We start from the raw sequence: 13784 nt of genomic DNA, 5'->3' as shown, positions 1-13784 counted from the left end.
CGCATGCCTGGGAATCGGCTGCCGCAGGGACTGTTCAGTCGCGTTTATTGGTCCTTGCGCCCGTGCTGGGCCAGCGTGGTGGCGGGGGCGGCGCGCTTGGACAGCACCACTTCCTGGCCCTTGAGGTGGCGCAGGGCCTGGGCCAGCTGGAAGTCGTCCGCGCTGCCGTAGTCGAGCGGCTTGCGGGTGCGCGCCTCGGCCAGCAGGCGCATCTGTTCCTCGATGTCGTCCTCGCGCGTGGCGGCTTCGGGTCCCGCGCCGTTCGACAGGTGGTGCTGCAGGTCGGCCTCGCGCATGCGCAGCGCGTTCAGGCCGTCGCCTTCCAGCGTTTCGTCCACGGGCAGGTCGGGCACGATGCCGCGCGCCTGGATCGAGCGCCCGGCCGGGGTGTAGTAGCGCGCCGTGGTCAGCTTGACCGCGGCGTCGCGCCCGATCGGGCGGATGGTCTGCACCGAGCCCTTGCCGAAGGTCTGGCTGCCCAGGATGGCGGCGCGTTTATAGTCCTGCAGGGCGCCGGCCACGATTTCGGAAGCCGAGGCCGAGCCGGTATTGACCAGCACGACCATCGGCAAGTCCTTGAAGCTTGGGGGCAAGGTGGCCAGCGGGTCGGCGCCGCTGCGCAGCATGTAGAACTCGGGCCGCGCGTAGAAGCGCTGGCGCGAATCGGCCAATTGGCCGTTGGTCGACACGATCTCGGCGTTCTTCGGCAGGAAGGCGGCGGCGACGCCGATCGCGCCCTGCAGCAGCCCGCCCGGATCGTTGCGCAGGTCGAGCACCAGGCCTTTGAGGTCCGGATCTTCGCGGTACAGCGCCTGCAGCCTGGCGGCCATGTCGTCCACGGTCGGTTCCTGGAACTGCGCGATGCGCAGCCAGGCGTAGCCCGGCTCCACCATCTTCGCCTTGACGCTTTTCTGCACGATCTCGCGCCGCTCGATGGTGAAATTCAGTGGTTCGGGCGCGTCCTTGCGCGCGACCGTGAGCGTGACGCGCGTGCCCGGCTCGCCGCGCATGCGCTTGATGGCGTCGTCGATCGGCGTGCCCTGGACCGGGTGGCCGTCGATGCGGGTGATCAGGTCGCCCTCCTTGATGCCGGCGTGGTAGGCCGGCGAATCTTCCATCGGGGTGACGATCTCGATATAGCCGTCCTCGCTCACGGCGATCTCGATGCCGACGCCGACGAAGCGGCCCTCGGTGCCTTCGCGCAGCTCGCGGTAGGCGCGCGGATCGAGGTAGGCCGAATGCGGGTCGAGCGAGGCGACCATGCCGGCGATCGCCTCGGACAGCAGGGCTTTATCTTCGACCGGTTCGACATAGGTGGACTTGATGACGCCGTAGACGTCGGCCAGCTGGCGCAGCTCGGCGATCGGCATGCTGGCGTCGACCGGCGGCTTGAAGGCGAGGGCGGAGAATTGCATGGTCAGGCCGACCCCGGCGATCACGCCCAGGCCGACGAGGCAGGAATTCTTGAAGGTGGAACCCATGTGGTTGATCCGTTGAGGCATTTGCGCACGGAACCGGCAGGCGCACTTATGCCTGAGGTAGCGCAAGGCCAGTATAAACCGGTTCGTGCGCGGCTGCGGGCGGCGGCGCAAAAGCTATCGAGCTGGAATGAAAAAGGATGCGTTGGGAGGCGGAGTTGTTACACCCGATCCTACGATGGTAAGCAATTGTAAGAGTAGAAGAGCGTGCGGATGAGGCAGCCTATAGTTGGAACCAGTTTTTCTCTCTCTCCACTCTTGAAGTGGTCTTTGCCCGCGGCCTCCACCGCGGGCTTTTTTCTTTCCGGTCCCGGTTTCGCACATTGTGCGATCTGTCGGCTGCCTCTGCGGAGATTGTACATTCCCCTTCACCGGACACGGGGCGCACATGTCATCCCGCCTGTCATCGTGTTGTCATCTTCCAACACATGCATACGCGAAAACACATGTGTGCCGTGTATCGAAAAGTAAAAATCCGTGCTCCGCCAGCGAGGTTTATTGCCTAACCGCTAGAATGGTTTTTTTGCCGACCATCCGGCCGGAACCGATTCACCCTGCAATCGCACTGCAAGTAAGGATTTTTCCCGTGAAGCGACACCTCCTGAGCACCCTGACCCTGTCCCTGATGGCCGCCTTCGCTGCGCCGGCCATGGCTGCCGACGCTGCGCCGGCCACCGCCGCCACCGCCGCCGCGCCGGCCGGCGTCATTTCGGGCATCGACACCCAGTACATCGACACCAGCGTGCGTCCGCAGGACGACTTCTTCACTTACCTGAACGGCAAGTGGCTGAAGGACACCGAAATCCCGAGCGACCGTTCGAGCTGGGGCACCTTCATGAAGCTGCGCGAAGACACCACGCCGCAGCTGCTGGCGATCATCGAGGCCGCACAGAAAGACACCGGCGCCAAGGCCGGCACCGAGACCAGGAAAATCGGCGACCTGTACGCCAGCTTCATGGACGCCGAGCGCCGCGAAACCCTGGGCTACAAGCCGCTGACCGGCGAGCTGTCGCGGATCCGCTCGCTGAAGGACAAGAAGGGCATCCCGGCCCTGGCCGCCCACCTGGCGAAGATCGGCGTTTCGAGCCCCTACGGCATCTACGTCGGCCAGGACATGCGCGAGTCGACCAAGTACGCCACCTACATCAGCCAGAGCGGCCTTGGCATGCCCGACCGCGACTACTACCTGAAGCAGGACGACGCCAAGCTGGCGGAGATCCGCGCCAAGTACCAGCAGCACGTCGAGAAGACGCTGGCCCTGGCCGGCGAGAAGAACGCCGCGGCCCAGGCCAAGGCCATCGTCGACTTCGAGACCGAGCTGGCCAAGGTGCAGTGGACCAAGGTCGAGAACCGCGATCCCGTCAAGCGCTACAACAAGATGAGCGTGCTTGAACTGACCAAGCTGGCGCCGGGCTACGACTGGAAGGCGGCCCTGGGCGCCGCCGGCGTGGGCAACAAGCTGGAATACATCATCGTCAACCAGCCGAGCTACTTCACCGGTTTCAATGAACTGCTGGCGAAGACCGACCTGGCGACCGTCAAGTCGTACTTCGAATGGCAGCTGCTGCGCGAATACGCGCCCTACCTGTCGAAGGCCTTCGTGGACGAAAACTTCGCCTTCTACGGCACCGCGCTGACCGGCGTGACCGAGCAGCGTCCGGAATGGAAGAAGGGCGTGGCCACCGTCGAAGGCGCGCTGGGCGAGGCGCTCGGCAAGCTGTACGTGAAGGAGCACTTCCCGGCCGAGCGCAAGGCGCGCATGGAAGAGCTGGTGAAGAACCTGATCATCGCCTACGGCCAGTCGATCGACAACCTGGAGTGGATGAGCCCTGCGACCAAGAAGGAAGCGCGCGCCAAGCTGGCCAAGTTCACGCCGAAGATCGGCTATCCGGACAAGTGGCGCGACTACGCGCGCCTGACCATCAAGCGCGACGACCTGGTGGGCAACGCGATGCGCGCCTCGACCTTCGAGTACGAGCGCAACATCGGCAAGCTGGGCAAACCGATCGACCACACCGAGTGGGGCATGACGCCGCAGACCGTGAACGCCTACTACCGCAGCACGATGAACGAGATCGTGTTCCCGGCCGCGATCCTGCAGCCGCCGTTCTTCGACATGCGCGCCGACGACGCCGTCAACTACGGCGCGATCGGCGCCGTGATCGGCCACGAAATCGGCCACGGCTTCGACGACAAGGGCAGCCAGTCGGATGGCGACGGCAACCTGCGCAACTGGTGGACCGCCGAGGACAAGGCCGCGTTCAAGGCCCGCACCGACAAGCTGGTCAACCAGTTCAACGGCTACAGCCCGCTGCCGGGCTATAACGTCAATGGCGAACTGACCCTGGGCGAGAACATCGGCGACAACGCCGGCCTGGCGATCGGCTACAAGGCCTACCAGATCTCGCTGCACGGCAAGCCGGCGCCGGTGATCGACGGTCTCACGGGCGACCAGCGCTTCTTCATGGGCTGGGGCCAGGTGTGGCGCTCGAAGATGCGCGAAGCGCAGCAGATCAACCAGGTCAAGACCGACCCGCACTCGCCGGGCCAGTTCCGCGCCAACGGCACCGTGCGCAATATGGCCGAGTTCTACAAGGCCTTCGACGTGAAACCGGGCGACAAGATGTACCTGCCGCCTGAAGAACGCGTCATCATCTGGTAATCTGGTCCAAGGACGGGCCGGCGTCATGAGCGCCGGCCCGTTTTGCATTGCACTCACAACAAAGAGAGAGAACATGAAACGACATTTGTTCAGCGCTGCCGCACTCGTGCTGGTAGCTTCGTTCGCGCACGCCGAATCCGGCGCCGCCGCCCCTGCCGCCCCTGCCAGCGCCGCCAAGGCCAGCGCGGCAGCGTCGGGCATCGCCACCCAGTACATCGATGCCGGCGTACGCCCGCAGGACGATTTCTTCGAACACCTGAACGGCAAGTGGCTCAAGAGCGTCGAGATCCCGGCCGACAAGTCGACCTGGGGCGCCTTCCACCAGCTGCGCGACGACACCCTGCCGCAACTGCGCGCCGTGATCGAGAAAGCTGCGATGGAACGCAGCGCGGCCAACGGCACCGAAGCGCGCAAGATCGGCGACTTCTACGCCAGCTATATGGACGAAGCGCGCCTGGAACAGCTGGGCGCCAAGCCGCTGGCCGGCGAACTGGGCAAGATCGCCGCGCTCAAGAACAAGAATGAACTGCCGGCCATGTTCGCCCACCTGGGCCGCATCGGCGTCAACGTGCCCTTCGTGTTCTTCATCCACCAGGACGCCAAGGATTCGACCAAGTACGTGGCTGACCTGTACCAGGCCGGCCTGGGCATGCCCGACCGCGACTACTACCTGAAGCTGGACGACGCCAAGCTGGCGGACACCCGCGCCAAGTACCAGCAGCACGTCGAGAAGATGCTGGCGCTGGCCGGCGGCAAGAATGCCAAGGCCGATGCGAAAGCCATCGTCGAGCTGGAAACCGAGCTGGCCAAGGCGCAGTGGACCAAGGTCGAGAACCGCGACCCGATCAAGACCTACAACAAGGTCGAACTCTCGAAACTGGCCGCCATGGCGCCGGGCTACGATTGGCAGCAGTGGCTGAAGGCGTCGGGCCTGCAGGGCAAGGCCGACTACCTGATCGTCAGCCAGCCGACCTACCTGAAGGGCTTCGCTGACGTTCTTGGTCGTATTCCGCTGGAAACCTGGAAAGCCTATCTGCAGTTCCAGACCGTGAACGGCTACGCCAACTACCTGTCGAAAGCCTTCGTCGACCAGCGTTTCGCCTTCAACGGCACCACCCTGGCCGGCATCCCGCAACTGGAACCGCGCTGGAAGCGCGGCGTCTCGACCCTGGAATCGAGCCTGGGCGACGCGGTCGGCAAGCTGTACGTGGCGAAGCACTTCCCGGCCGAGCGCAAGGCGCACATGGAAGTCCTGGTCAACAATCTGCTGGCCGCCTATAAAGAGTCGATCGACACTCTGGACTGGATGAGCCCCGCGACCAAGAAGGAAGCGCAGGCCAAGCTGGCCAAGTTCACGCCGAAGATCGGCTACCCGAACAAGTGGAAGGACTATTCGGCCCTGACCGTGAAGCGCGATGACCTGGTCGGCAACGTGATGCGTTCGCGCGAAGTGGAATACAACCGCGAACTGAACAAGCTCGGCAAGCCGATCGACCGCGACGAGTGGGGCATGACGCCGCAGACCGTCAACGCCTACTACAACCCGGAGCTGAACGAGATCGTGTTCCCGGCCGCGATCCTGCAGCCGCCGTTCTTCGACGCCAATGCCGACGACGCGGTCAACTACGGCGGCATCGGCGCCGTGATCGGCCACGAGATCAGCCACGGCTTCGACGACCAGGGTTCGCAGTATGACGGCGACGGCAATATGCGCAACTGGTGGACCGAAGAAGACGGCAAGCGTTTCGGCGAGAAGACCAAGGCGCTGATCGCGCAATATGCCGCCTTCAGCCCGCTGGAGGGTTACCACGTCAACGGCGAACTGACCCTGGGCGAGAACATCGGCGACAACTCGGGCCTGGCGATCGCCTATAAAGCCTACAAGATCTCGCTGAAGGGCAAGCCGGCGCCCGTCATCGACGGTCTCACCGGCGACCAGCGCTTCTACATGGGCTGGGGCCAGGTGTGGCGCACCAAGATGCGCGAACCGGCGCAGATCGCCCAGATCAAGACCGATCCGCACTCGCCGGCGCAGTACCGCGCCAACGGCACCCTGAAGAACCAGCCTGGTTTCTACGAGGCGTTCGGGGTCAAGGCGGGCGACAAGATGTACCTGGCGCCGAAGGATCGCGTGATCATCTGGTAAGCCAGGGCTGTCCAAGCCGAAAATAGTGCTGCATATATAAAAGGCCCGGTCGACGACGACCGGGCCTTTGTGCTTGTACCGTGGCTACGCGCGGAAGAGCTGGTCGGCCGTTCCCCGCGATACAGGACGGTCAGCGCGCCAGGCTGGAATAGCTGCAGGTCTTCGAATAGCCTTTCTTCGGATCGCCGAATACGGCGGAGGTGCAGGCGGTTTTTGCAGTAATGACCTTGGTGCTGTAGGCGCCCGGCACGCCGTAGCGCACCTCACGGGTACCGGTGAAAGAGCAGGTATAACCTTCGGTGGCGCACTGCTTCCAGGTTTCCGGCGTCGTCGGCGCAGGCGCAGGCACAGGCGCAGGAGTCGTCGGCGCCGCCGTCGAACCTGCCGCTTCATAGGCACCGATATCGAGCGTGCCGGAAACCAGACGGGATTCTCCCGAAGCCGTATGCTTGTACTGCGCGGTTGGGGCCAGGCTGACGCCGGCCGCCGACTTGCCCGGTGCGGTGCCGGCATTGATCACCAGTGCGTTGGCGAGCGGATGCAGGTCGAACTGCGCGCGGTTGACGAAGCCTGCGGCCACCGAACGATAATTGCTCTTCTGCACGGCGCTGCCCTGGCTGGTCACGGTGCCTGTGCCGCTAAAGATATTGTTCTGCAGTAAGACCGGGGTCGTCACTTTGCTGCCGACCAGGACGAAGGTGCCGCGCGAGCTGTCGTCGTTCAGGAAGGTATTGTTCACGACATACAAGTCCTTGCCCGGATTTGTCGCACCTTCCATGCCATAGGCCAGCATGCCTGGATTATTGTGGACCGCCGGCTGGTGGATCACGTTGCCGACGACGTAGGCGGTACCGGCATTCGGCAGGTCGATCTCATAGCTTGGTGCACCTGCCTTGGCAGTGGCCGATGGCGTGCTCGAGAAACGGTTGTAGCTAATCGTATTGACCTTGGCGCGCGACTTCAGATTGTGGCCGACCAGGGCGTCGTGCGAATAGTTATAGCGGAACGCGAGGCTGGCGACATTGCCGATATATAAGTTATGCGAATAGCCATCGCCCGCGCCATTGCGTTCGAATTCGCTGTATTCGATCACGATATTACTGTTGGCGTTGGCGCCGCTCAGAATTCCGTTTTCATTGCCGCGCAGGTAGGACGAGCGCAGCGTGAAGTTAGTGCCCTCAAGGCGTAGCGCGGCGCCGTTCTTGTCTGGCACCTTGGCGCCGAACATCTCGACGTTCTCGACGGTGATGTTATTGCCCTTGACCACCCAGATCGCCTTGCCTTGAGCATTCTTGCCGGCAGCATCGATCTTCGGGCGGCCGTTCACGCCGCGGATAACGAGGTCGCTCGGGCTGATGGCGCAGACGTCACCACTATAGGTCTTGCCACCCTGGATCTCGATGATGTCGCCGGCCTTGGCCTTGGCGAAAGCGGCGCAGGGCGCCGCGTAGGTCTTGCCAGGACCGACGGACAGGGTGGCGGCCGAGGTGCTGCCAATGGCTGCCAGCGACATCAGCAGCGCGGCGTTCAGGCGAAAGACGTGGTGTTTGGTCGATGCAGAGTTGCAGAATTGCATGGTATTTATCCTGTAAAAAATTCCGCTTGGAATTTGTTCCGGTGGGAAAGTTTTGAAGGATACGATATTTACGGCAGTCTACTTGTAACTAATTGTGACAGTGCAATATGGAAATATTTAACAATTACTAACCAATGAATATGAACGGCAACTATTTCATGCAAGTATTTTTGTTCAATAGTGCCAACTGTTTCTGAGCAGTTTAAATTTTCTTTCGAGCAATATTTTGAATCAGGTTTTATTTTGGTATTCAAGAAAATTCACGATAAGGGATTCAACGGCAATACAGTGCAGCGAAATACCACGCGGCATATATCCGTTGCTGGAAGCTGCCCGGGAAGCTTGCGAGAGGAGGAGAATGAACGAAAAGTTGCGCAGAAGACCGATAGTGCAAGGTGATCGCTCGACTTGAGGTAGTGTCGGTATAATTTACAGCGCCTGGATTTGCTTCCGGTAAGCTCGAGCTAATTCACTGATTTTTATAGAAATCAGGCCAAAAGGCATGAATTTTGCTTTGATGTAAGTATAATATTTTGCATCAAGGGGAAAGCATGCGTAAATTTATTGGATCGATTCTTGTAGTCGCCGCAACACTGGGCGCGGGGTCGCAGGCTGCGGTCGCGGCGCCGGTCGTCACTGTCGGTTCCGCCTACTCCTTCTATCTGCAAGGGAGCGAAAGCGATGAGGCGTTTGCCGGCGTCGCCACTTTCGATGACGAGGCAGCCATGGCGGTTCGGGGAGATAGTTTTCTCACCGTGAGCGAATCCGAGAGTGACTTGGGCAATGGTCGATCACTCATCAGTATTCAGATTCGAAGCACTGGCGATTTATTCCCGGTGTTGGGAGAAACAGCGATTTTGGGTATCGGTCTGTTCGATTATCCGCTCGAATTGATGAGCGTCGTTAATTTGTACGAGGCCCGTATTTCTTTCCTCGATTCAAATAATAAGCTGCTCATCGAAACGGATAATCTTGCTGACGGGGTATATCAGAATTATCCTTGGGACGGTTTTTTCCCGGCCACTGACGATGCGTTCGGAACCGAACAAATCGGCGGACTTGGCGTGTTGGGCATTAACTTCGATTTCTTCGTGAGCACCGAGCCGACCGCAGTCCCCGAGCCGGCTGGCGTCCTGCTGGTCGGACTTGGGTTCATGGCCATGCTGACCACGCGCCGTCGCCGCCTGCACTGATCGAAGCGACGTTATTGCTGGGTTGCGCTGCAACAACGTTCATGATCTTTCAAACAAAAAAGCACCCGGCTGGGTGCTTTTTTATTGGAGCCGCAGCGCGTCTTATTTGACGGCGGCCACCATGTAATCGACCGCGGCCTTGATCTCGGCATCGGGGAGGGTAGAGCCGCCTTTTGGGGGCATGAAGCCGGCCTTGCCCTGGAAGCCCTTGATCGCGTGTTCGTACATCACGTTAGCGCCCTGGCCGAGACGCGCGGTCCAGGCCGCCTTGTCGCCGAATTTCGGCGCGCCGGCGATGCCAGCGCCATGGCAGGCGATGCAGGCTGAATCGTAGGCTTTCTTGCCAGCGTCGGCGCTGGCAATGGCTGGCGCGGCTGCCGGGGCAGCGGCGGGCGTTGCGGCCGGAACTGGCGCTACCGGTGCGACGGTGGTAGCGGCGGCATCGGCCGGCGCCTCGGCCGCAGCCGGGGCAGGCGCGGGCTCGGCCGGCTCCTTGAAGCTGGCGCCACTCTTGTTGGTCATGAAGACGACGGCGCGCTCGACCTCGAGATTGTCCAGGTCCGGATTGCCGCCCCTGGCCGGCATCGCGCGGATGCCTTCGATGGCGTGTTTCAGCAGGGTGTCATAGCCTTGCGCCAGGCGTGCGCCCCAGGCGCCGTTGTCGCCGGTCTTCGGCGCCCCGGCCATGCCGCTGTCGTGGCAGGCTGCGCAGGTGGCGGCATAGACGGCGCCGCCGGCCTGCAGCACGCGCGGCGCATTGGCGTCGACCAGGGTGAAACCTTCTTCGGAAACGGGGCGAATGCGGTTGGAGATGGCTTCGGCGCTCTGGCCGTCGGTGCCGGCGCCGGTGGTGGCGGTACTGGTCACGAACGTGACGAGTAAAATGATACCTAGAACAATAACCAAGAAGAATCCCGTGACGGCAACGACGAGCTGTTTAGGCGTGCGGATGAGGGATTGGTGTTCGTTGTGTGCGTCGCTCATGATTTCCTTAATTCAATTAAAAAAACCGGCCACTGGGGCACTGCGATCTAGTGGCTTTTTGCAAATGCCGTCAAGAATCTTATTATAGTGTAATCCTGCTTTGGTGTAGGGGTTTTTCCGCCTCTCCCCATGGACGTACTTGCGGAAAGACTGTATCCTTCGTCACGCCTCCAGCGCGGCTGTAGCTCAGTGGATAGAGTATTGGCCTCCGAAGCCAAGGGTCGCTGGTTCGATCCCAGCCAGCCGCGCCATTCCGGCATCATTGCCATCGTTTTCCTTTCTCCTTCCGAACGTCCCGCATGCGCCAGCATGTCGCGGTCTCGCGTCCGTGCTCGCCGCTCATACCGCGCATTCGACACTTTTGTGTAATGACGCACGCGCACAATTGACATTGATCAGTGTTGACTTTAAGGTAAGTGGGAGTTGGCAGGCCCTTCATTGCCGGCAGGCTCGATTCGGCAGTTTCTCGTGCCATGCGCGACGACTTTCCCGCGCATGTTCCGCACTCTTGAAAAGGACCTTCCATGACCCTCGACCATGGCCTTCGCGACCGTATCGCACTTCTGCGGTTCGTCATGATCTTCGGCGTCATCATGCTGCATACACCGCAGTACGTGCCCATGGCCGAGATCGGCAATGGCTGGTTCGATGCCACCAAGGCCTTTTTCCAGCTCGCCGTGTTCCGCGCCACCGTCCCGGTGCTGACCGTCATTTCGGGATTCCTGCTGTTCGGCGCCGCCCTCGATCGTGCGCCGGCCCGCCTGTTCAGCAAGAAGGCGCGCACCATCCTGCTGCCCTTCCTGTGCTTCAACCTGCCGCTGCTGCCCCTGGCGCTCGGAGCGCAACTGTTTGCCGGTGTCGAGATGTCCGCGCAACTGTGGCCTTTTGAACCGATGGCCTGGCTCAACGCCGCCTTCGGCCTGACGGCGTCGCCCGTGAATTACCCATTGAACTTCCTGCGCGACCTGCTGGTGCTCATCCTGCTCGCGCCGGCATTCGGCTGGTTACTGCGCAATTACGCCTGGCCGGGCCTGGTGCTGGTGTCGGTGGTGTTCTTCAAAAACTACGATGGCGTGCTGGTGCTGCGCGACGTGATGGCGGTGCTGTTCTATGTGGGCGGCATGGCCGCCGTGCGCGGCTGGAACCTGCGCCTGCTCGACCGATACGCAGTGCCGTGCTTCCTGTTGTTTTTGCTCGCCTGCGCCGCCATCGTGCATTTCCGTGTCGCGAACACGACCTATCTGCGCCTGGTCGCTCCGTTCCTGATCTGGCCGGCTACCGCCTGGCTGGCGGCGAGCCGGCTCGGGCCCTGGCTGGTCGGCATGAGCAAGTACAGCTTCTTCATGTTCCTGGCACACGCCCCGGTGCTGTTGCTGACCTGGCTCCTGTACAGCCGCTATGGCAGCGCCTTGCCCTATCCCTTGTACTGGGTCATGGCGCCGGTGCTGGTGACGGCCATCCTGGTCGCCGTCTACCGTATCGCCAACGTCCTGATGCCGCGGCTGTTCCCTCTGCTCATAGGCGCAGGACGACGCGCGCGGCAGCCGGCACCGGCGGCCGGCGCCATGCCGGTGGTGGATGCGCCCCAGGCCGCCGGGGCGAAACTCTGAGGCGCACACTTGCTATAAATCAATATTAGCTTTAAAACAATAGCGCACGATATCCATCGTTGCGCTGCATACTGTTGAGTCAATGCTAAAATTTCTTTCCCTAAGCGCAGGTGAGCTTTGCAACAGTCTGTCTTACCCGTGTTGCATTGACCTGACGCGGCAGTGAACCATCGTTGAGTCTGCTTGTGTTTCCATGCTATATTTACTGTTAAAAATATAGCAAAAAACTACCATGCTTGTGATATATAAAATGCATGGTTAAGCAATGGTTGTCTGGATTTGCTTGTACAGGCGACAAGTCATCGACATTACACAGCGCTGACCTACTATGGCGAGCACATGATCAGCGACAAGCGGCGTGGGGAAACATGATGACAGGGCTGTTGCCCTGTGGGAAATTTTTTCTACCCCGCGCACGGCAGATCTAGCGATAAAGAAACAAATCTCAATCTTTGCTATATTGATAATGTCGCGTAGGAAAATTTATTAACCAGGAGGCGGACGAGGTCGGCGATTGTCGTCAATACAACACGTCCTGGCGAGCGCGACACGTTATAGCTATTGTATGAGACCATGCGCGCGCTGCTGTCGATGCAGCCGATGCCTTGTGGTCGTTTTGCCAACTCAGCAAGCAGTGAAGCAATAATAAATTCTGGGGAATAAAATGTTTCGGATCTCTAATCACTATGTGTCGAAGATCGTATTCGTCCTGCTGTTCGTAGAGATATTGATCCTGCTTGGGGCCGCCTATGCGGGCGCCGCCATGCGTTTTCTTGATGTCGGCGCGCCGGCGACGGCCTTGCAGCTCGATCACTTCATGGCCTCGGCAATCGCCTTCGCGGTGGCGGTGAGCTTCAGCATGAGCGCCATGGGGATGTACCAGCTCGATTTCGACGAAGGCCTGCGCCATCCCTTCCTGATGAAGCTGATGCCCGCCTTCCTGATGGGCTTCCTGATCCTGACCCTGGTGTTCTATATCGCCCCCGACCTGTATTTCGGCCGCGGCATCCTGCTGCTGGTGTTCGGCCTGGCGGCGGTCGGCATCTTTACGGCGCGCATCATCTTCTTCAAGACGTCCGAGCTGCGCCTGATGCAGTCGCGCATCATGTTCCTGGGCAGCGGTCCGCTGGCCAAGGAGTGCAGCGAACTGGCGCAGAAGAAGACCAGCTACCACCGCTACAATATCGCCGGCTTCATTCCGGTCGCCAGCGAAGAGGTCTGCGTGCCTGCCGGCGACCTGCTCAAGGTGCGCGACGGCGATTCGCTGGTCAAGGTCGCCAAGCAGTACGGCGTGCAGGAAATCGTGGTCTCGGTACAGAACCGGCGCGGCAGCTTCCCCATCAAGGAACTGCTGGACTGCAAACTGCAGGGCCTCAAGGTCACCGACGCCGCCACCTTCTTCGAACGCGAAACCTGCCAGATCCGGGTCGATTCGCTTCAGCCGAGCTGGCTGGTGTTCGGCGGCGGCTTCGACCAGAGCTTCATCCGCACTTTCATGAAGCGCGGCTTCGACCTGGTGTGCAGCACCCTGATCATGGTCATGACCCTGCCGATCATGCTGGCCGCGGCGATCGCCGTGTGGCTGGAAGACCGCGGCCCCGTGTTCTATTCGCAGGAACGGGTCGGCAAGGACGGCAAGATCTTCCGGGTGCACAAATTCCGCAGCATGCGCACCGATGCCGAAAAAGGCGGCAAGCCGCAGTGGGCGGCCCAGAACGATCCGCGCGTCACCCGCGTCGGCAATTTCATGCGCAAGACCCGCATCGACGAACTGCCCCAAGTGTTCAATGTGCTCAAGGGCGAGATGTCCTTCGTCGGTCCGCGGCCCGAGCGTGCTTATTTCGTGGAGCAGCTGATCGAGGTGGTGCCGTATTACAATGTACGTCATAGCATCAAGCCGGGCATCACCGGCTGGGCCCAGGTGCGTTACGGCTACGGTTCCTCGGCCGAGGATGCGCTGCAAAAGCTGCAGTACGACCTGTATTACGTCAAGAACAACAGCCTGTTCCTCGACGTGCTGGTCCTGATCAATACGCTCAAGGTCGTGCTGTTCCGCAGCGGGCGCTGACGGCCGTGCCCCGGGTGGTCCCGGGGCCAGGCATCGGTGTGGCCTCCTTACCCGGATTTTTTCAATG

At 61.0% G+C, this 13784-nt stretch carries 8 protein-coding genes and 1 tRNA gene; 6 read left to right on the top strand and 3 right to left on the bottom strand.

Annotated features, from left to right (window positions below; all coding sequences use genetic code 11):
- Positions 1–44: 44 nt before the first annotated feature.
- Positions 45–1481, bottom strand: a complete 1437-nt coding sequence (locus tag HMPREF9710_RS03395) for a S41 family peptidase (RefSeq protein WP_005663920.1) — start codon at positions 1479–1481, stop codon at positions 45–47.
- A gap of 583 nt (positions 1482–2064) precedes the next feature.
- Here HMPREF9710_RS03395 and HMPREF9710_RS03390 point away from each other — a divergent pair.
- Positions 2065–4140, top strand: a complete 2076-nt coding sequence (locus HMPREF9710_RS03390) for a M13 family metallopeptidase (protein WP_005663918.1) — start codon at positions 2065–2067, stop codon at positions 4138–4140.
- Positions 4141–4213: 73 nt separating this feature from the next.
- Positions 4214–6286, top strand: a complete 2073-nt coding sequence (locus HMPREF9710_RS03385; protein ID WP_005663917.1) for a M13 family metallopeptidase — start codon at positions 4214–4216, stop codon at positions 6284–6286.
- A 130-nt stretch (positions 6287–6416) separates the two neighbouring features.
- On the opposite strand, the gene HMPREF9710_RS03380 is transcribed toward HMPREF9710_RS03385, so the two are convergent.
- On the bottom strand, positions 6417–7862 hold the full coding sequence (locus HMPREF9710_RS03380) for a right-handed parallel beta-helix repeat-containing protein (protein ID WP_005663916.1): 1446 nt from the start codon (positions 7860–7862) through the stop codon (positions 6417–6419).
- A 551-nt stretch (positions 7863–8413) separates the two neighbouring features.
- Here HMPREF9710_RS03380 and HMPREF9710_RS03375 point away from each other — a divergent pair.
- On the top strand, positions 8414–9055 hold the full coding sequence (locus HMPREF9710_RS03375) for a PEP-CTERM sorting domain-containing protein (protein WP_005663915.1): 642 nt from the start codon (positions 8414–8416) through the stop codon (positions 9053–9055).
- Between the two features lie 102 nt (positions 9056–9157).
- Here the strand turns inward: HMPREF9710_RS03375 and HMPREF9710_RS03370 are convergent, their stop codons facing one another.
- Positions 9158–10039 (bottom strand): c-type cytochrome, encoded by an 882-nt coding sequence (locus HMPREF9710_RS03370; protein ID WP_005663914.1) that lies wholly within the window; start codon positions 10037–10039, stop codon positions 9158–9160.
- A gap of 175 nt (positions 10040–10214) precedes the next feature.
- Between HMPREF9710_RS03370 and HMPREF9710_RS03365 the strand changes: the two genes are divergently transcribed.
- The 3 genes from HMPREF9710_RS03365 to HMPREF9710_RS03355 all read left to right on the top strand — a co-directional run bounded on the left by HMPREF9710_RS03365 (position 10215) and on the right by HMPREF9710_RS03355 (position 13717).
- Positions 10215–10290: transfer RNA gene (locus HMPREF9710_RS03365), tRNA-Arg, on the top strand.
- Positions 10291–10563: 273 nt separating this feature from the next.
- Complete coding sequence (locus HMPREF9710_RS03360) at positions 10564–11649, top strand: acyltransferase family protein (RefSeq protein ID WP_005663913.1); 1086 nt, start codon at positions 10564–10566, stop codon at positions 11647–11649.
- Between the two features lie 664 nt (positions 11650–12313).
- Positions 12314–13717, top strand: a complete 1404-nt coding sequence (locus tag HMPREF9710_RS03355; RefSeq protein ID WP_005663912.1) for a TIGR03013 family XrtA/PEP-CTERM system glycosyltransferase — start codon at positions 12314–12316, stop codon at positions 13715–13717.
- Positions 13718–13784: the final 67 nt, after the last annotated feature.

The organism is Massilia timonae CCUG 45783 (genome assembly GCF_000315425.1).
Lineage (GTDB): Bacteria > Pseudomonadota > Gammaproteobacteria > Burkholderiales > Burkholderiaceae_D > Telluria > Telluria timonae.
This window is presented reverse-complemented; position numbering and strand designations above follow the sequence as displayed.

Coding starts and splice junctions, on each gene's coding strand:
- HMPREF9710_RS03360 (WP_005663913.1), top strand. CDS start 10,564: ATGACCCTCGACCATGGCCTTCGCGACCGTATCGCACTTCTGCGGTTC.
- HMPREF9710_RS03375 (WP_005663915.1), top strand. CDS start 8,414: ATGCGTAAATTTATTGGATCGATTCTTGTAGTCGCCGCAACACTGGGC.
- HMPREF9710_RS03385 (WP_005663917.1), top strand. CDS start 4,214: ATGAAACGACATTTGTTCAGCGCTGCCGCACTCGTGCTGGTAGCTTCG.
- HMPREF9710_RS03395 (WP_005663920.1), bottom strand. CDS start 1,481: ATGGGTTCCACCTTCAAGAATTCCTGCCTCGTCGGCCTGGGCGTGATC.
- HMPREF9710_RS03380 (WP_005663916.1), bottom strand. CDS start 7,862: ATGCAATTCTGCAACTCTGCATCGACCAAACACCACGTCTTTCGCCTG.
- HMPREF9710_RS03355 (WP_005663912.1), top strand. CDS start 12,314: ATGTTTCGGATCTCTAATCACTATGTGTCGAAGATCGTATTCGTCCTG.
- HMPREF9710_RS03370 (WP_005663914.1), bottom strand. CDS start 10,039: ATGAGCGACGCACACAACGAACACCAATCCCTCATCCGCACGCCTAAA.